Here is a 17584-nt window from a genome sequence, read left to right on the forward strand (position 1 = left end):
ATGTTCCTGTCCGATTTCAGTATCAAGCGGCCCACCGCCACCATCGTCCTGATCCTGGCGATGATGTGCGTCGGCTTGCTGGCGCTCAAGAAACTGCGCGTCAACCAGAATCCCGACGTCGAAGTGCCATTCATCGTCGTCAGCATTCCCTACCCTGGCGCCTCGCCCGACACGGTCGAGCGCGAAGTGGTGAACCGCCTGGAAAAGTCGCTGCAAAGCATCTCCGGCGTGACGGAAATCAATAGCGATTCCAACGAAGGTTCGGCCAGCATTTTCCTGAAGTTTTCCTTCAAGACGAATCTGATCGAAGCGTCCGACGATATCCGCAACGCCATTGCCGCCGTGCGCTACAAGCTGCCGCTGGAAATGCGCGAACCGATCCTGCAGCGCATCGACCCGGCTGCCGAACCGATCATGCAGCTGGCGCTGTCGTCGAATACGCAAAGCCATGCGGAAATTTCGCGCCTGGCCGAAGACGTGCTGTCGGACCGCTTCCGCGCCGTCGATGGCGTGGCGCTGGTCAACGTGGGCGGCTCGCTGAAGCGCGAACTGTCCGTGCTGCTGCGCGCCGAAAAGCTGCGTGAGTACAACGTGTCCGTCAGCGACGTCGTCACCGCCTTGCGCAACCAGAACACCAACGCGCCCGTCGGCAAGGTGCGCGGCATCCTGGACGAGAAAAGCATCCGCCTGGTGGGCCGCATCGAATCGCCGTCCGACTTCGAGCAAGTGGTGATCAAGCGCCGCGGCGAGGAAATCGTGCGCCTGGCGCAAGTGGCGACCATCGAGGACGGTTTCGCCGAAGTCAACAGCCTGAGCGTGCGCAGCGGCAAGCCGAACGTGGGCATTTCCATTACCCGCGTGCGCGATGCGTCCACCGTCAGCGTGGCCAACAAGATCCGCGACATGGTCGAGGAAATCAACAAGACCCTGCCGAAAGGCACGATCCTGCAAGTGACGCGCGACGGCGGCGAAAATGCCCAGCATAGCCTGAACAACGTGATCGAATCGCTGGTGCTGGGCGCCGTGCTGACCATCTTCGTCGTGTATGCGTTCCTGAACTCATGGCGCTCGACACTGATTACGGCGCTGAGCTTGCCAACCTCCGTCATCGCCGCCTTCATCGCCGTGTGGCTGTGCGGCTTTACCCTGAACTTCATGACCCTGCTGGGCTTGTCGCTGGCCATTGGCGTGCTGATCGATGACGCCATCGTGGTGCGTGAAAACATCGTGCGCCACATGCAGATGGGCAAGGACCGCCGCACGGCGGCGCTGGAAGGCACGGCCGAGATCGGCATGGCCGTGGCCGCCACCACCTTCTCCATCATCGCCGTGTTCATTCCCGTGGCCTTCATGCCGGGCATCTCCGGTGAATGGTTCCGTCCGTTCGCCCTCACCGTGACTTGCTCCGTACTGGTCAGCCTGGGCATTTCGTTTACGCTCGACCCGATGCTGTCGGCCTACTGGGGCGACCCGGTCGAGGAACACTCGGCGCCGAAAAAAGGCATCGGCCGCGTGCTGGAAAAATTCAACCACTGGTTCGACCACCAGGCCGACCGCTACGGCAGGGTCATCGCCTGGGCCTTGCACCACCGCCGCTGGATGGCCTTCATTGCCGTCATCAGCCTGGCCGGCGCCATCGCCCTGCATATCACGCATGGCGGCACCAGCTTCCTGCCGGCATCGGATTCGGGCAACCTGATGATCAACGTGCGCACGCCTTCGTCGAGCAGCATCGAGTATTCGCGCCTGAAACTGGAAGCGGCGGCCGTCCTGGCGCGCACCTTGCCTGAAACCAAGGACACCAACAGTTCCATCAACGCGGGCGGCGGCAGAGTCTATGTCGACATCGGCAAGCGCAACACGCGCAAGCGCTCGGCCAAGGAAATCGCCACGGAACTGCGCGAGAAGATGTCGCGCCTGGTGGGGGCCGAATACGTGGTGCTCGATGACCTCAGCAATGGCGCGCAAAAGCCCATCCAGGTGGAATTCACGGGGCCGGATTCACGCAAGCTGATGGAAATCACCAACGCCTACATGGACAAGCTGCGCGCCATTCCCGGCGCCGTCGACGTGGGCCTGTCCGAACAGGACCCGAAGAACGAGCTGCAGATTGAGCTCAACCGTGGCCTGGCCAACTCGATGGGCATTTCCGTCAATGACGCGGCGCAATCGCTGCGCGTGGCGTTTGCCGGCGTGGAAGTGGGCGACTGGGTCGATCCGACGGGCGAAACGCGCGACGTGGCCGTGCGCCTGCATCCCGATGACCGCGTGGCGTCCGAGAATATCGAGCGCCTGCCGATCAGCGTGACGGGCACGTCGCAAATGGTGCCGCTGGATCAGATCGCCAACATCACCATGGGCAAGGGGCCATCCGGTATCGAGCACAAGAACGGCAAGCGCACGATCACGGTGTCGGCCAATGCGCAGGGCCGCTCGAACGGCGAAGTGACCACCGACGCCATGAAACTGGCCAACTCCATCGACTTCCCGCCCGGCTATGGCCTGGCGCTGGGCGGTGCGGGCCAGGATCAGCAGGAACTGTTCACGGAAATGCTGATTGCGCTGGTGATGGGTATCGGCCTGATGTATTTGATCCTGGTGATGCAGTTTGGTTCCTTCACGGCGCCCGTGGCCGTGATGATGTCCTTGCCGTTGAGCCTGATCGGCGTGGTGGTGGCGCTGGTGATCACCAACAATACCCTGAATCTGATGAGCTTTATCGGCATCATCATGCTGATGGGACTGGTCGCCAAGAACGCCATCCTGCTGCTGGACGCGGCGCGCAAGCGCGAGGAAGAGGGCCATGGCCGCGAGGATGCGCTGATGTATGCGGGCCGCATGCGCCTGCGTCCCATCCTGATGACGACGTTCGCGCTGATCGCCGGCATGTTCCCCGTTGCGCTGGGCCTGGGCGAGGGTGGCGAGTTCTACCGTCCGCTGGCGATCGCCATCATCGGCGGCACCATCACCTCGACCATCCTGACCCTGCTGGTGGTGCCAACCTTCTATGACAGCATCGAGATCGCCCGCGATGCCGCCGTGGCCAAGTTCCACCGCCGCGCCGTGCGCATGCCCGTGGCCGTGGCCATGATCCTGACCCTGATCGAATGCGTGCTGACCTTGCTGATGGTGCGCTTCGTCTACCGCATGCTGAAGAAGGCCGTGCTGTTCCTGATGGGCCGCCGCGCGCCGAAGGCCACGTCCGTCAGCCTGCAAAAATAAGTCAGGCAGCCTCAGCTGCGCAATCCTTGTGCCAAGTCAAAGAGCCTTCTTCGGAAGGCTCTTTTTACGTCAGGTGCTCTACAATCGTAGAGCGGATGGCGGCGCCTCCGCGATGTGCTTCCATCCGCTCACGGTGTGTCACTGCAAGTATCGGACAAGAATCATGCTCTCCAAACGGCAGCCCGGTCCCGGCATCTTCGTCATGGTGTGCCTGCTGGCCGGCTGCGCGGTCGGGCCCGATTTCCGGCGTCCTGCCGCTCCCGGCGGCGAGCGCTACACGTCGGCGCCCTTGCCATTGGAAACCGCCTCGGCGCCGGGCGCGGGCGGCGAGGCGCAGCGTTTCATGCCGGGCCGGGATATTCCCGCGCAATGGTGGTCGTTGTTCCAGTCGCCAGCCCTGGACCAGCTGGTGCGTGATGCCTTGACGCGCAGTCCCGGCCTCGCGTCGGCGCAGGCGGCGCTGCGCCAGGCGGATGAAAACTACCGCGCCCTGGCCGGCAGCCTGCTGTATCCGGAGGTGGGCGCCCAGCTGGGCGTGAGCCGCGAAAAGACCAGCCGCCTGGAAGGGGCCGGCGGCGTTTCCAATTTGTACAATGCCTCGGTGAATGTCTCGTATGCGCTGGACGTGTTCGGCGGCAACAAGCGCCAGCTGGAAGGCTTGCAGGCGCTGGCCGATTATCAGCAGTACCAGCTCGAAGCGGCCTATTTGGCCCTGACGGCCAACCTGGTGACCACGGCGATCCGCGAAGCGTCGCTGCGCGGGCAATTGCAGGCGACGGGCGAGGTGCTCGATGCGCAGCAGAAACAGCTCGACGTGATCGAGCTGCAATTCCAGTTCGGCGCGATCCCCCGCGCGACGGTGCTGCTTCAGCGCAATACGGTGGCACAGACGCGCGCCAGCGTGCCGCCGCTGGAAAAGGCCCTGGCGCTGACGCGCCACCAGCTTGCCGTCTACGCGGGCCGCCTGCCCAGTGAGCCGGACCTGCCCGCCTTCGACCTGGCATCGCTGCGCTTGCCACAGGACTTGCCCGTGTCGCTGCCATCGGCCCTGGTGCGCCAGCGACCCGACATCCGCGCCAGCGAAGCGCTGTTGCAGCAGGCCAGCGCGCAGATAGGCGTGGCCACGGCAAACCAGTATCCGCAAATCACCTTGACGGGCAACTACGGTTCGCTGGCATCCAGCTTTCCCGCCTTGCTGCAAGGCGGTTCCTCCGTCTGGGGCGTGGCCGCCGGGCTGGCCCAACCCCTGTTCAACGGCGGCGCCCTGAGCGCCAGGCGGCGCGCCGCCGTCGCCGGCTACGAGGTGGCCGCGGCCGGCTACCGCGCCACCGTGCTGGGTGCATTCCAGAACGTGGCCGACAGCCTGCGGGCGCTCGATGCGGATGCCGACGCGCTCAAGCAGCAGGCCGAGGTGGCGGCGCTGGCCAGCGAATCGCTGGCGCTGAGCACGCAGCAATTCAAGCTGGGCGCCATCAGTTATCTGTCCCTGCTCGATGCCCAGCGCACGTATCAGCAAGCCAGGGTGGGCCTGGTGCAGGCGCAGGCGGCGCGCTATGCCGACAGCGCCGCACTGTTCCAGGCGCTGGGCGGCGGCTGGTGGAACCGGCCCGCGCTGGCGACTGTTAGCGCCACGACGGCCCTGCCGCTGAGGACGGGCACGGACTGATTTTGTTGGACGCCACAATCACAAGGGGTGCATCCATGACGAAACGCACGAAGCGCATGCTGATCATGCTGGGGGCGGTGGCGCTGCTGATTGCCTTGCTGGCGCTGGGTTTCTTCCTGCATATCCGGCAACTGATGGCCAGCGCGCCCAAGCCCGCGCCGCAGACGGTCTCGGCCACGATCATCCGCCATGCGCAATGGCAGCCGCACCTGTCGTCCGTGGGCACCATGGTGGCCGTGCGCGGCGTCGACGTGGCCAGTGAAATTGCCGGCCTGGTCAGGTCCGTCCATTTCAAGTCGGGCCAGGAGGTGGCGGCGGGGCAGTTGCTGGTGCAGCTGAACGCCGATGCCGATATCGCCCAGTTGCGCGCTTTGCAGGCCGCCGCGGAACTGGCCGCTTCCGTGCTCCGGCGCGACCAGCAGCAATTCGCCGTGCAGGCGATCAGCCAGGCGCAGATCGACAGCGACCAGGCCGACCTGAAGAGCCGCCAGGCGCTCGCCGCGCAGCAGGCGGCGCTGGTGGAGAAGAAAACCATCCGCGCGCCGTTCGCGGGCAAGCTTGGCATTACCACCGTCAATCCAGGGCAGTACCTGAATCCCGGCGACAAGATCGTGACCCTGCAAACCATCGATCCCATCTATGTGAATTTCTATATTCCGCAAAAGCAGCTGAGCGGACTGCAGGTGGGGCAAGCCTTGCAGCTGTCCAGCGACGCCTATGCAAACACGGCTTTTACGGGCAAGGTCAGCGCCATCAGTTCCAAGGTCGACCCCGCCACGCGCAACGTGCAGGTCGAGGCCACGGTGGCCAATCCGCAGCGGCAATTGTTGCCCGGCATGTTTGCCAACGTGCACGTGGAGGCGGGCGGCAAGCGGCAGTTCCTGACCTTGCCGCAAACGGCGATCACCTACAATCCGTACGGTTCCACCGTGTTCGTGGTGCAGGCGGCGCAGCAGACCAGGCAGGATGCCAAGGTGGGGACACCGCCGCCGCCCAGGGCGGACGGGCTGGTGGTGCGCCAGGTGTTCGTGACGACGGGCGAGACGCGGGGCGACCAGGTGGCCGTGCTGACGGGCCTGGCCGAGGGACAGCAAGTGGTCACCAGCGGACAGATCAAGCTCAAGAACGGCAGCCCCGTGGTGGTCAGCAACGTGGTCGAACCGCGCAACAATCCGCGGCCTACGCCGCAGGAACACTGAGGCGCCGCCATGAACTTCACCGATCTCTTTATCCGCCGGCCCGTGCTGGCCATGGTGGTGAGCCTGCTGCTGGTGGTGCTGGGCCTGCGCTCCCTGTTCAGCTTGCCCATCAACCAGTATCCGAAAACGCAGAACGCCGTGGTGACGATCTCCACCACGTATTACGGCGCCGACGCGCAGACGGTGGCGGGGTTTATCACGCAGCCGCTGGAATCGGCCATCGCACAGGCGCAGGGCATCGATTATCTGTCGTCGTCGAGCAGCAGCGGCGTGTCCACGATCACGGCCACCTTGCGCCTGAATTACGATGCCAACCGTGCCCTCACGCAAATCAATACCCAGGTCAGTTCCGTGCGCAACCAGTTGCCGGCGCAGGCCCAGGCGCCCGTGCTGACGGTACAGACGGGGCAGACGACGGACGCCATGTATCTGGGCTTTTACAGCAAGACCTTGCCAACGAATAACGTCACGGATTTTCTCAGCCGCGTGGTCAAGCCCAAGCTCGACTCCGTCAGCGGCGTGCAGACGGCGGAACTGCTCGGTGCGCGCCTGTTTGCCCTGCGCGCCTGGCTCGATGCGGACAAGATGGCGGCTTTCGGCGTGACGGCGGCCGAGGTCAGCGCCGCGCTGGGCAACAATAATTACCTGGCCGCGCTCGGTTCGAGCAAGGGCCAGATGGTGACGATACCCCTGACGGCGGGGACGGACCTGCATTCCGTGGATGAATTCAAGAAGCTGGTCGTCAAGCGCAGCGGCGACTCCATCGTGCGCCTGGAAGACCTGGCCACCGTCGTGCTGGGGTCGGAAAACTACGATTTCAACGTCGCCTTCAGCGGCGTGCGTTCCGTCTTCATCGGCATCAAGGTGGCGCCGGAAGCCAATATCCTCGACGTGGCCGAGCGCGTGCGCGCCGCCTTCCCCGACATCCAGACGCAGCTGCCGGCCGGCCTGACGGGCGAAATCGTGTATGACTCGACGTTCTTCATCAATACCTCGATCCGCGAAGTCATCAAGACCCTGGTCGAGGCGCTGCTGATCGTCACCATCGTCATCTACCTGTTCCTGGGCAGCCTGCGGGCCGTCATCGTGCCCGTGATCGCCATGCCGCTGTCGCTGGTCGGCACCTTTACCGTGATGCTGGCGCTCGGCTATTCCATCAATCTGCTGACTTTGCTGGCCATCGTGCTGGCCATTGGCCTGGTGGTCGACGATGCTATCATCGTGGTGGAAAACGTCGACCGGCACATGAAGCTGGGCCAGTCGCCGCTGGAGGCCAGCCTGCTGGCGGCGCGCGAGCTGGGCAGTCCCATCCTGGCCATGACGGTGGTGCTGATCGCCGTCTACGTGCCCATCGGCTTCCAGGGCGGCCTGACGGGCGCGCTGTTTACGGAATTCGCGTTTACGCTGGCCGGCGCCGTGGCTGTCTCGGGCGTGGTGGCCTTGACCCTGTCGCCCATGATGTGTTCGCGCTTTTTTCGCCCGGAACAGGATAGCGGGCGTTTCGTGCAAGCCATCGACCGCGTGTTCGGCAAGGTGCATGACCGCTACCGGCGCATCCTGCACAGCTTGCTCGACACCTGGCTGGTGCTGATCGTGCTGGCGGCGATCCTGATGCTGGTGCTGGGCCTGATGTTCAAGATGTCGCAGTCGGAACTGGCGCCCGAGGAAGACCAGGGCGTGGTGCTGTCGCAGGTGGTGGGCGACCCGACGGCCACCTCGGACCAGATGCAGACGTACGCCGAGCAGATTTACCAGGTGGCCAAGGCCATGCCCGAATACAGCCAGATGTTCCAGATCACGGGCGTGCCCACAGTTAACTCGGGTTTTGGCGGCATGCTGATGACGCCATGGGACGCGCGCGCGCGCAGCGCCCAGCAGGTGCAGCAGGACTTGCAGGCGGGCTGGAACAGGATCGCTGGCGCGCGCGTGGCCGCCTTCCAGTTTCCCGCCTTGCCCGGCTCCTCCGGCTTGCCGGTGCAGTTCGTCATCACCACCACGGAACCGTTTGAAAACCTCGACGCCATCGCGCAGCAGGTGCTGGAGAAGGCGCGGGCGTCCGGCAGCTTTTATTTCATCGACACGGATTTGAAGATCGACAAGCCGCAAGCGACGGTAGTGATCGACCGCGACAATGTGGCCGCGCTGGGCCTGACGCAGCAGGACGTGGGCGGGGCCCTGGGTGCGGCGCTGGGCGGCGGCTACGTCAATTATTTTTCCATCGCGGGCCGTTCGTACAAGGTGATTCCGCAGGTACTGCAGGTGGACCGGCTCAACCCGTCCGAAGTGCTGGATTTCCATATCAAGACGCCGGACGGCACGATGATACCGGCCAGCACCGTGGCACACATCCAGTACGACGTCGTGCCCGAGTCGATCAACCGTTTCCAGCAGCTCAATTCCGTGACCCTGTCCGGCGTGTCCGGCGCTTCGCAGGGCGACGTGCTGGCCTTGCTGCGCAACGCCCTGGCCGAGGTGGCGCCCAGCGGCTACACGGCCGATTATTCGGGACAGTCACGCCAGTACGTGCAGGAATCGGGCGGCTTTGTCGTCACCATGCTGTTTGCCGTGGTGATCGTCTTCCTGGCGCTGGCGGCGCAGTTCGAGAGCTTCCGCGACCCCGTCGTGATTCTCGTCTCCGTGCCGCTGGCCCTGTTTGGCGCCACCATGTTCATCTTCCTGGGCTTTGCCTCGATCAACATTTATACGGAGGTGGGCCTGGTGACCCTGATGGGGCTGATCAGCAAGCACGGCATCCTGATCGTGGAAGTGGCCAACCAGCTGCAAAAGACGGGCAAGAGCAAGCGCGAGGCGGTGGAAGAGGCGGCTGGCGTGCGCCTGCGGCCCATTTTGATGACGACGGCCGCCATGGTGTTTGGCGTGCTGCCGCTGGTGATCGCCTCGGGTGCTGGCGCGGCGGGGCGCCACGCGATGGGCCTGGTGATCTTTACGGGCTTGTCCATCGGCACCTTGTTTACCCTGTTCGTCGTGCCCGCCATGTATTTGTTCCTGGCCGCCGACCACCAGGCCTTGCGTGCCGGCGCGGCGGAAGCGGCTCCCACGGAGGCGCCGGCGCATTGATGCGTTGGAACCGCTGAATGCAGCGAGGTACGCAAAAGGCCCCAGCAAAGACAGGCGCACAAGCAGGCGCACAAGCAGGCGTACAAGCGGGCACAATAGCTGGTGAATAGCCGGTGAATAGCCGATGCAATAGCAGATGCAATAGCGGGCGCAAAAAAGAGCCTTCCGGGAAGACTCTTCTGCACACAAGGCTCTGACCAGGCTCTGAGAACAAGATGCTGCAAACAGGATGCTGGACACAGTATCCCGCAAACAGTATCCCGCGAACAGGATGCTGCAAACAGAACGCTGGACACAACCCGCCGCACACAACCCGCCGCGAGAGCGGGCCGTAGCAACCTGCCGCCAACTGCCAACTGCCAACTGCCAACTGCCAACTGCCAACTGCTAGCTGTTGCGGGGCGGCGGCGTGGTCGTGCCTGTACCCGTTCCCGTGCCCGGCGGGGTGCCATTGTTGGGCGGCACGGTGGGGGGCGTGGTGGTGCCGTCGGGATTGGTGGTGGTGCCAGGCGCGACGCCTGGCGTCGTGGTGGCGGGCGGAACGGTGCTGTCGGGCGTGGTGCTGCCGCCCGTGCCCGAGGTGCCGGAATTGCCGCTGCCGGGCGTGGTGGCGGGCGTGGCATCGGGCGTGGCGGCCGGTGTCGCGGGGGCGGTGGTGGCGTCGTTGCGCTTGTTGCAGCCGCCCAGCAGCGCACACACGATGGCGGTGCCGAGGACTAGCTTGCTGGTGCTAAGGAGTGGGGCCGTCATGATTGTTCCTTTCTCGTTGGAAGGCTGTCGTAAGACTTCGAACATCGCCAGGCCACCCGCTGCATGCGGTAACAGGCAGCGTGCAAGAGGCAGCGCTAGCAATGCTGGCATCGCTTGCAGAAATTAGAGTAGACGGGCGTGCGCAGGTTCACCGCAGTTACAAATCAACGGTGCATGGCGGCGAGAGTAACGGCGCGCTTTGACGTGGCGCAAGCAGGCCACAGGAACGGGAACGGCGGCAGTGGAAATCACAGGGGGCATGCTTGCGGCCAGGACAGGGCGTCCCGGCCGCAGGCCATGCTTATTTAGATGGTGCAGCCTTGCTCACTTCCACTTCCCAATCCACGCCCGATTCGACATGGTGCTTGGCGGCAAAGTCGCCCTGGCTGATGGCCACGGCCACGTCGAGCAGGCTGTTCAGGTAGACGAGCGGCTTGCCCTTGGCGACGCCGCCAAACGTGTGCTCGAACGGCGCCGTGACCTTGGCCACTTGCTTGCCCTTGTGCAGGATGCGCACTTGCAGCGGATCATGTAATTTCACCTGTAATTCATCGAGCAGGGATTTCGGGATATTCGTCCACACATTGCCATATTTGACGTCGAGCACGGGCACGATGCCGCGGATGGTGTTGCCGTCGCGTACAGGTTTTTGATACGCGATTTTGACCACGGATTCGCTCGGCAATTGCGGGCCCACCTGTTCATAGGTGATGGCGCCCGACGCCAGGCGCGCGCCCACGTAGGCGTACACATCACGGCCATGGAAGGTGTACGACTCGCCTGATCCGGCCAGGCGGTTGACCTTTTCATCGATTTCACGCAGCTCGGCCACACCGTCGCGTTCGGCGATCAGGGTGAACAGGCCATTATCCGGACCCACGAAATAGCGTCCGCCCTTGGTTTTCAGCACCACCGACTTGCGGTTCGTGCCCACGCCCGGATCGATGACGGAAACAAATACCGTGCCTTGCGGCCAGTAATTGGCCGTCTGGTACAGACGGTAGGCGCCCAGCCAGATATCGTAGTCGGGAATCTGGTGCGTCAGGTCCGAGATGGTGAGCCGGGGATCGACGCCATAGGCCACGCCATGCATCGCGGAGACGGCGCCGTCGGCAGTGCCGAAGTCCGTCATCAGCACCAGCGGAGACGCGGCCTGCGCGGCGGACAGCATGAGGGCGCTCAGGCAGGCGCCCGCGACGAGGTGAGAAACAAGGCGGGAAATTTGCTTGATGATCATATGGCGTTTCCGTGTTTTAGAAGTTGTAGCTCAGCTTGGCATAGAAATACGCGCCGTTTACGCCGATGGGGTTGATGAAATTGTAGGGCAGGGCGCCGCCATAGGTGGCATTGTTGGTGTCGCGCACGCGCTGCGGATAGCGGTCGAGAATATTGTTGCCGCCGACGCTCAGGGTCAATTGCTTGCTCAGTTTCAACTGGCCTTCCAGGTCCAGCGACCAGACGGCGCCGAAGCGCTGCGCGGGGATGCCGTCGATCAATGGCGCATCGCTGTCATACGAAAAATCCTTCAGTTCGCCAAAGCGCGTGGCGCGCGCCTGCACGCCCCAGCCTGCCGCCTGCCAGTCGGCACCCAGGATCAGCTTGCTATTCGGCGAGGCGTTCTTGATGCGGAACAAGCTCGTCTCCGTCAGCAAGGTCAGGTCCGGATCGATGGCGGCCAGCATCGTCGAACGCTGGCGCACCTTGTCCAGGCTGGTCTTGTTCAGGTTCAGGGCCGCGCTCAGGTTCAACTTGCCGTTGCTGAGGGCCAGGTCGTGGTTCAGCACCACGTCCAGGCCGCGGGTAGCGGTGTCGAGCAGGTTCGCCAGGTAGGCCACGGACTGGATGTCGCTGCGGCCCGCGCCAGCCAGGTAGGCGGTGACGGCGTCGCTTTGCAAGTCGCTTGAGCGCGTGATGCGGTCGCGGATGCGGATCACGTAGGCGTCCACCGTCAGGCTGGTGGCGCTCGCCGGCTTCCATGCCAGGCCCAGCGACACATTGGTCGACTTTTCCGGCTTCAACTGTTGCGCGCCGAAGCTGCGCGCCAGCGGATCGCTGGCCGGCAGCAGGGCCGCCGTTTGCAGGGCCGTGCCGTCCGCGTTGAAATTCAGGGTGGCGAAGCGGAAGCCCGTCTGCACCAGGGCCGGCGCGCGGAAGCTGTTCGACAGCGAGCCGCGCACGAGGAACGTGTTCGTCACTTTATAGCGGCTCGACAGCTTGCCCGTGCTGGCGCTGCCAAAGTCGCTGTAATCCGAATAACGGGCGGCGGCGCCCACCAGCAGGCGCGGCGTGAGATCGGTCTCCACGTCCGCATATACGGAGCGGATCTGCCGGCTGCCGTCATACGCATCCGACGGACGCAAGCCCGGTCCCGCCTGCGCGCCCGGCGGCGCATCCGTGTTGCCGCCGGCCGCATACGACGCGGCATCGCCGGCCGAACTGGTGTAGCTTTCGCGCATCCATTCCGTGCCAATGGCCAGGCTCAAGGGCGCTGGCAAGCCAAGATCGAGGCTGCGCGTGGCGTCCAGGTTTAGCGCATCCTGGCGGAAGTCGAAGCCGGCCAGGTGAAAACTGGTGGGACTGGCCGCGCCCTGCGAAGCGTTGACGGAGTGGCTGACGCCGTAGTCAAAGCGGTCGCTGCCATGGCGCGCGCTGGCGTCCCAGTTCCACTCGCCTGCGCTGCCACGCACGCCGGCCACGACGCTCAGGTCGCGCTTGTCGCCGTTGGTGACGGGGCGGTAGCCGTTCGGATACAGGGCCGGCACGTTCGACGGGTCGCCCGGATAGCGGAAGTAGGCGCTGCCGTCGGATGTTCTCTCGTTCAAGGTGGCGAACGAGTACACGTCCAGTCCATGATCCAGGGTCAGCTGCGCGTTGTAAAACAGGTAGTTGTTGCGCTGGCGCGAGTCGCCCGACTTGAACAAGACCTTGCCATCGAGGGCCTGGTCGGCCGGCGTGAAGTTGTAGGAAGTCCAGCCCGCGTCGCTGGGGCCGGCCCGTTCCGTGGGCGAGCGGCGCCGCGTTTCCGCGCCGAAGTGCAAGTAGCCCGCGTCGCCCAGCGGCACGCCGTAGTCGGCGTTGACGATGACGCTCTGGCCATCCGTCAGGGTTTGACCGGTGGGGTCGAAATGCGTGTGGTTGGCGCCATAGCTGACGGACGCGGCACCGCCCGCGCGGGCTTTTTTCAGCACGATGTTGATGACGCCCGCGACGGCGTCGCTGCCGTACTGGGCGCCGGCGCCGTCGCGCAGGATTTCGATATGGTCGATGGCGTTGGGCGGTATCGCATTGATGTCCACCGGCACCGTGCCGGCGAAGCTGCTTTCAGTGTCGAGCACGGCGCTGGTGTGGCGGCGCTTGCCGTTGATTAGCACCAGCACCTGGTCCGGCGCCAAGCCCCGCAGCTGGATGCCGCGCACGGAGTCCGACGCGCCACTCGACTCGATGCGGGGGAAGTTGATCGACGGCGACAGCGCCTGCAATGCCGCGCCCACGTCGCCCGAGGCCAGCGCATTGCTCACTTCGCGCGCGCCGAAACGGTCGATGGGCACGCTGCTGTCGAAGACGGTGCGGTTGCGCGCGCGCGAGCCGACGACAGTGACCTGGTCGATGCTGGCCGCGGCTTGCGGTTCGGCCTCGGCGGCCGTGCCGCCGGCCCAGGCGGGGGCGTTGCCCAGCATGGCGCAGGCCAGCACGATGGCGCGCAGGGGCGTGGCGGGAAGGGAAGATGCAACGTCAGAATGGCGCGGGTGCAAGGCGGTGTCCTTTGGCTCGATTAGTGTCGGTGTGGAAACAGTTGCCATGAGCTTAAGGGAGCCACCCGCCGGCGCTAACGATTCTTTCTGGATATGCTTATGCTGTTGTTTTTATGTTGCCAGCTGGTGCAGCAGGGCGGGTATCTCGGCCGGAATTTCGCGCGCCAGGTAGCCGAGGGTGCCGAAGCGCAGGGCCAGCTGTTCGCCCGCCAGCGCATGCAGGGCGATGCCCCAGGCGCACGCTTGTTCCAATGGCGCGCCGCGGGCGGCCAGGCCCGCGATGATGCCGGCCAGGGTGTCGCCCGAGCCGGAAATGGCCAAGCCGATATTGCCGCCTGCGTGCATCCCGTGCGTCCAGCCGGTGCCGTCGGGCATGGCGAGGACGGTCAGCGCGCCTTTCAGGGCGACGATGGCATTCCAGCGCCGCGCCGCTTCCATGGCGCAGGCGCGCGGGTCGGCCAACACGGCATCTTTCGAGATACCCATCAGCTGCGCCAGCTCGCCCGCGTGCGGCGTCAGCAGGACGGGCTGGTCAAAGCGGAAATGCGCAGGCTTGCGCACGACCTGCATGGCGCAGGCGTCGAGAATCAGGCGGCTGCCGGCAAACAGGGGCAGCAGGTGGCGCATCAGCTCGCAGCTGGCCGCCGTCTCGCACATGCCCGGCCCGACGAGCACGGCATCGACCTTGTCCACCAGCGGCGCCAGCTGGTGCCGCGCCTCGTGCCGGAAGCCGCCCAGCGCCGTTTCATCGAGGCCGATGACCCGCGCTTCGGGCATGGCGATGGCCACTTGCGTCGCCACCGAGGCGCCCGTCGCCAGGGTCAGCTTGCCCGCGCCGGCGCGCAGGGCGGCCGTGGCCGCCAGCAGGATGGCGCCCGGCATTTCCTCCGAGCCGGCGACGATCAGCAAGTGGCCGCGCACTTCCTTGTCGCCATCGGCGGCGGGCATGGGCAGGGGCCAGGAGCGCAGCAGGGCGGGCGTGATGTCGGTGGCGGGCATGCGGTGCCTCCTGGCGGGAAAATCTAGGACTTGGGCGCGGCCGGCATGTCGGGCTGCGCCGTGACGGGGGTGCCCGCGGCTTCCAGCGGCGCGACGAAATTGCACAGGTCCAGCTGCAGCTTGCCATGCTTGCCCAGGCCCGGATTGAAGGCATACGAGGTGACGCCGCAGTTGGGCACGTCCGCTGCCTTGTCGATGGCCAGGATGGCGTGCTCGTCGCAGCGTTCCAGCAGGTAGCGGAAGCAGTTGACGATAACCTGGTGGCCGACGATCAGCACCCGTTCGCCCCGGTATTCGCGCGTGATGGTGTCGAGCACGCTGCGCAGGCGCAGGATGACGTCGCACCAGCTTTCGCCGCCGGGCGGACGGAAATAAAACTTGCCCACGTGCTGGCGCTGCGCGTGCAGTTCCGGATACTTGCTGGCGATGCCATGCACGGTCAGGCGGTCGAGGATGCCGAATTCCTTTTCGCGCAGGCGCTCGTCGGCCACCACGGCGCTCAAGTTGTCCGCATCGATGCGCGCCAGCACGGCCTGCGCCGTCTGGTGCGCGCGCACATAGGGCGAATACAGCACCACGGTCGGTCGTTGTTCAGGGGGGAGGGTGGCGAACCAGTCGCCCAGGGCTTGCGCCTGGCGCGCACCGAGGCTGGAGAGGGGGACGTCGACATCGCGCTCGGCAATGGCGATCAACAGCTGCTTTTCCGCTTCGGCGGCGTCGCGCGCCACGTTGCCGGCACTCTGGCCGTGACGCACGATCCACAATTGCTGCGGCCATTTTTGCTCCATCGCCTTGCGCTCCCATCTGTATTGATCGACTGTCAATATAGATGAAAGCGGCCAGGCGCGGCGCGCCGCTGGTCCGGGTGCAACGATTACGCCGTGTGTTCCGCTTCGTCCAGGTCGGGCGCGTTGTCGCTGTTGTAGACGGCCAGGTCGGTCTCGCCCATGACGCGGCTGGTGACGGTGCCGGCCGTGATGGAGCCGCTCACGTTCAGGGCCGTGCGGCCCATGTCGATCAGCGGTTCGACGGAAATCAGCAGGCCGGCCAGGGCGACGGGCAAGTCCATCGCCGACAGCACGATCAGGGCGGCAAACGTGGCGCCGCCGCCCACGCCGGCCACGCCGACGGAACCGATGGTGATGATGGCCAGCAAGGGCAGCAGGAAGCTGATGGTGAACGGGTCGACGCCGACGGTGGGGGCGATCATCACGGCCAGCATGGCGGGATAGATGCCGGCGCAGCCATTCTGGCCGATGGTCGAACCGAACGAGGCGGCGAAGTTGGCGATGCCTTCCGGCGTGCCCAGGCGTTGCGTCTGCGTCTGCACGCTCATCGGGATCGAACCGGCGCTGGTGCGCGACGTGAACGCGAAGGCCAGCACGGGGAAGACCTTTTTCACGAAGCGCAAGGGGTTCAGGCCCACGCCGGCGATGATGGCCAGGTGCACGAGGAACATCAATATCAGCGCGCTGTAGGACGCCACGACGAAGTTGATCAGTTTCAGGATGTCCGTGTAGCTCGACGAGGCCACCACTTCAAACATCAGCGCGAAGACGCCGTACGGCGTCAGGCGCAGCACCAGGGTGACCATGCGCATGACGATGGCGTGCGCCACTTTCATGAAGTTTTCGAAGGACGCGAAAATCTCCGGTTTTTTCGCCGCGATGCCGGTGGCCGAGATGCCGATGAAGATCGAGAACACCACCACGGCGATGGTCGAGGTCTTGCGCGCGCCCGTCATGTCGAGGAAGGGGTTGGTTGGCACGAAGCTGACCAGCAGTTTCGGCAGGGACAGGGCTTTCGCCGTTTCCAGCGACCCTTGCAGCTGCACGCCGCGCGCCACTTCGGCCGCGCTCGACGTCAGGCCCACGGCCGTCAGGCCGAACAGCTTGGCCATCAGGATGCCCAGCGCGGCGGCGACGGTGGTGGTGATGAGCAGCGTGCCGATGGTCAGCGCGCTGATCTTGCCCAGGGAACTCGCATCCTTGAGTTTCAGGATGGCGGAGATGATGGAGACCATGATCAGCGGCATGATGATCATCTGCAGCAGTTTCACATAACCGCTGCCGACGATGTCGACGTATTCATTGGTGCCGGCGATGACGGGCGAACCGGCGCCGTAGATGGCCTGCACGGCCGCGCCCAGCAGCACGCCCAGGCCCAGGCCCGTGAACACGCGCACGGTGAACGTGGCGTGCTTGCGTTGCTGGTGGAACATGAAGGCGAAGACGAGCAGCGCAACGAGCAGGTTCAGAATGATGTTAATTGCCATGAGAGGGCCTTATCTTGGTTTTATTCGAGTCTGCATAAAGCATGTGGAACTGTACTACAGGTAGCAGCTGCCCCAGCCTGGGGCGGAAGGGCAAGCACTGTACAGTACTATGGGGGCGTTCTGCGCAATGCCGCTGCGAATATTACGCTATATGAATATGCTCCACAGGCATAAGTCTTTCGGATGATTGTGCATCTGGCCATTTCGTGCCAGCATTCTTTTCCCGTTTGCTAATATGGCGCGCGTTATTTTAATAAGGAAAAAGATGAATGCTTTGACGGAAGTACAAGTGCTGGATGGGGAAGAGCGCTTGCGCCTGGCCATGATGGCGTCCGACGTGGCCGCGCTGAATGGCTTGCTGGCCGATGATTTGCTGTTTACCAATCACCTGGGCCATCTGCTGAGCAAGCATGCGGACCTGGCCGCACACGAGCAGCGCCTGCTGACCATCACGGATCTGCGCGCCTCCGAGCGCCATGTGCGCATCACGGGCAGCGTGGCCGTGGTGTCCGTGCGCATGCAGCTGACGGGCAGCTATCACGACGTGGAAACGCATGGGGACTTCCGATTTACCCGCGTCTGGGCGCAGGATGGCAGCGGCGCGCTGCAAGTGATCGCCGCCCATTCGGGCGTGGTGGCGTAG

The 17584-nt window shown here is 64.6% G+C and carries 11 protein-coding genes; 5 read left to right on the top strand and 6 right to left on the bottom strand.

Going from position 1 to position 17584, the window contains the following annotated elements; translation table 11 throughout:
* From ACZ92H_RS26520 to ACZ92H_RS26535, 4 genes are all read left to right on the top strand, one after another.
* Positions 1 to 3222 carry an efflux RND transporter permease subunit gene (locus tag ACZ92H_RS26520; RefSeq protein WP_131378934.1) on the top strand — a complete coding sequence of 1074 codons (3222 nt, stop codon included), beginning with the start codon at positions 1 to 3 and terminating at the stop codon, positions 3220 to 3222.
* Positions 3223 to 3385: 163 nt separating this feature from the next.
* On the top strand, positions 3386 to 4888 hold the full coding sequence (locus tag ACZ92H_RS26525; protein WP_465051637.1) for an efflux transporter outer membrane subunit: 1503 nt from the start codon (positions 3386 to 3388) through the stop codon (positions 4886 to 4888).
* A gap of 35 nt (positions 4889 to 4923) precedes the next feature.
* A complete protein-coding gene (locus ACZ92H_RS26530) occupies positions 4924 to 6087 on the top strand; it encodes an efflux RND transporter periplasmic adaptor subunit (protein WP_131378932.1) in 1164 nt (387 codons plus the stop codon).
* Between the two features lie 9 nt (positions 6088 to 6096).
* Positions 6097 to 9165, top strand: coding sequence for an efflux RND transporter permease subunit (locus tag ACZ92H_RS26535; protein WP_465051636.1), 3069 nt, complete (start codon positions 6097 to 6099; stop codon positions 9163 to 9165).
* A gap of 387 nt (positions 9166 to 9552) precedes the next feature.
* Here ACZ92H_RS26535 and ACZ92H_RS26540 read toward each other — a convergent pair whose 3' ends face one another.
* The 6 genes from ACZ92H_RS26540 to ACZ92H_RS26565 form a co-directional block, all read right to left on the bottom strand.
* The gene (locus ACZ92H_RS26540; protein ID WP_465051634.1) at positions 9553 to 9915 is read right to left on the bottom strand and encodes a hypothetical protein; all 363 of its coding nucleotides are present in this window, start codon (positions 9913 to 9915) and stop codon (positions 9553 to 9555) included.
* A gap of 301 nt (positions 9916 to 10216) precedes the next feature.
* Complete coding sequence (locus tag ACZ92H_RS26545; protein WP_465051632.1) at positions 10217 to 11152, bottom strand: SAM hydrolase/SAM-dependent halogenase family protein; 936 nt, start codon at positions 11150 to 11152, stop codon at positions 10217 to 10219.
* A gap of 16 nt (positions 11153 to 11168) precedes the next feature.
* Positions 11169 to 13667, bottom strand: coding sequence for a TonB-dependent receptor plug domain-containing protein (locus ACZ92H_RS26550; RefSeq protein ID WP_465051631.1), 2499 nt, complete (start codon positions 13665 to 13667; stop codon positions 11169 to 11171).
* 111 nt (positions 13668 to 13778) lie between these two features.
* Entirely contained in the window at positions 13779 to 14666 is an 888-nt protein-coding gene (locus ACZ92H_RS26555) for an NAD(P)H-hydrate dehydratase (protein WP_465051630.1), read from the bottom strand.
* 23 nt (positions 14667 to 14689) lie between these two features.
* Positions 14690 to 15454 (bottom strand): histidine phosphatase family protein, encoded by a 765-nt coding sequence (locus tag ACZ92H_RS26560; protein WP_465051629.1) that lies wholly within the window; start codon positions 15452 to 15454, stop codon positions 14690 to 14692.
* An 86-nt stretch (positions 15455 to 15540) separates the two neighbouring features.
* Positions 15541 to 16941 carry an L-cystine transporter gene (locus ACZ92H_RS26565; protein ID WP_465051627.1) on the bottom strand — a complete coding sequence of 467 codons (1401 nt, stop codon included), beginning with the start codon at positions 16939 to 16941 and terminating at the stop codon, positions 15541 to 15543.
* A 265-nt stretch (positions 16942 to 17206) separates the two neighbouring features.
* Here ACZ92H_RS26565 and ACZ92H_RS26570 point away from each other — a divergent pair, with 265 nt between their 5' ends.
* A complete protein-coding gene (locus ACZ92H_RS26570; protein WP_465051626.1) occupies positions 17207 to 17584 on the top strand; it encodes a nuclear transport factor 2 family protein in 378 nt (125 codons plus the stop codon).

The organism is Janthinobacterium foliorum (assembly GCF_978021625.1).

Bases quoted from the DNA above. Each gene is read 5' to 3' on its own strand.
- ACZ92H_RS26520 (WP_131378934.1), top strand. From the start codon at position 1: ATGTTCCTGTCCGATTTCAGTATCAAGCGGCCCACCGCCACCATCGTC.
- ACZ92H_RS26525 (WP_465051637.1), top strand. From the start codon at position 3,386: ATGCTCTCCAAACGGCAGCCCGGTCCCGGCATCTTCGTCATGGTGTGC.
- ACZ92H_RS26530 (WP_131378932.1), top strand. From the start codon at position 4,924: ATGACGAAACGCACGAAGCGCATGCTGATCATGCTGGGGGCGGTGGCG.
- ACZ92H_RS26535 (WP_465051636.1), top strand. From the start codon at position 6,097: ATGAACTTCACCGATCTCTTTATCCGCCGGCCCGTGCTGGCCATGGTG.
- ACZ92H_RS26540 (WP_465051634.1), bottom strand. From the start codon at position 9,915: ATGACGGCCCCACTCCTTAGCACCAGCAAGCTAGTCCTCGGCACCGCC.
- ACZ92H_RS26545 (WP_465051632.1), bottom strand. From the start codon at position 11,152: ATGATCATCAAGCAAATTTCCCGCCTTGTTTCTCACCTCGTCGCGGGC.
- ACZ92H_RS26555 (WP_465051630.1), bottom strand. From the start codon at position 14,666: ATGCCCGCCACCGACATCACGCCCGCCCTGCTGCGCTCCTGGCCCCTG.
- ACZ92H_RS26560 (WP_465051629.1), bottom strand. From the start codon at position 15,454: ATGGAGCAAAAATGGCCGCAGCAATTGTGGATCGTGCGTCACGGCCAG.
- ACZ92H_RS26565 (WP_465051627.1), bottom strand. From the start codon at position 16,941: ATGGCAATTAACATCATTCTGAACCTGCTCGTTGCGCTGCTCGTCTTC.
- ACZ92H_RS26570 (WP_465051626.1), top strand. From the start codon at position 17,207: ATGAATGCTTTGACGGAAGTACAAGTGCTGGATGGGGAAGAGCGCTTG.